This window comes from Cellulomonas sp. B6 (assembly GCF_001462455.1).
Lineage (GTDB): Bacteria > Actinomycetota > Actinomycetes > Actinomycetales > Cellulomonadaceae > Cellulomonas.
Genome location: NZ_LNTD01000256.1, coordinates 1 through 922 on the forward strand (window position 1 = coordinate 1; position 922 = coordinate 922).

Sequence of the window (922 nt, forward strand, 5' to 3'; positions counted from 1 at the left end):
GTGCGGGGTGGGGCGCGCGGGGTCGCGTGCCGGGTGGGACGACGGTGGTGAGGCGGCTCAGGCCGGGGGAGCGGCGGCGGCGACGGGAGCCGGCGTCGCGCGGCGGGGCGCACCGCCGCGCAGGGTGCGCAGGAAGGCCGTGCCCGTCGGCACGACGTAGCAGGTCCACGCGATCGCCTGCAGCCAGGTGGTCGCGGGGGAGAAGTTGAGGACGCCCTTGAGCAGCGCGCCGTACCAGCTGGACGGCGGCACGGCCGCGGAGACGTCGAACGCCAGGCTGTGCAGACCGGGCAGGAGCCCGGCCTCCTGCAGGTCGTGCACGCCGTAGGCGAGCACGCCGCCCGCGACGACGACCAGGAACCCGCCCGTCCACGCGAAGAAGCGGCGCAGGTCGAGGCGGACGGCGCCCCGGTAGAGGGCCCACCCGAGCGCGATCGCGACGACCAGCCCGAGCAGCGCGCCGAGCAGCGGTGCGGCGCTCGTGCTGCCCGCGGCGCGCGCGCCGGCCCACAGGAACAGCGCGGTCTCGAGACCCTCGCGGCCGACCGCGAGCAGCGCGACGACGGCGACCGCGCGGCGCCCGGACGCGACCGCGCCGTCGAGCTTGTGCTCGAGGTCGCCGCGCAGCGTGCGCGCGGTGCGCGCCATCCAGAAGATCATCCACGTGAGCAGGCCGACGGCGACGATCGAGAGCGAGCCGCCGATGGCCTCCTGCGCCTCGAACGTCAGGCCCTGGGGGCCGAACGTGAGGAGCGCGCCGAACGCCAGGGACGCGAGCGCGGCGACGCCGACGCCGACCCCGACGGCGGGCAGCTGGTCGCGGCGTCCGGTGCGTACGAGGTACGCGACGAGGATGCTGACGACGAGGGCGGCCTCGAGGCCCTCGCGCAGGCCGATGAGGAAGTTCGCGAGCACGGGCGTC

The 922-nt window shown here is 76.6% G+C and carries 1 protein-coding gene; it reads right to left on the reverse strand.

Annotated features, from left to right (window positions below; genetic code table 11):
- Positions 1-57: 57 nt before the first annotated feature.
- The gene (efeU, locus tag ATM99_RS17510) at positions 58-915 is read right to left on the reverse strand and encodes an iron uptake transporter permease EfeU (protein WP_062104085.1); all 858 of its coding nucleotides are present in this window, start codon (positions 913-915) and stop codon (positions 58-60) included.
- Positions 916-922: the final 7 nt, after the last annotated feature.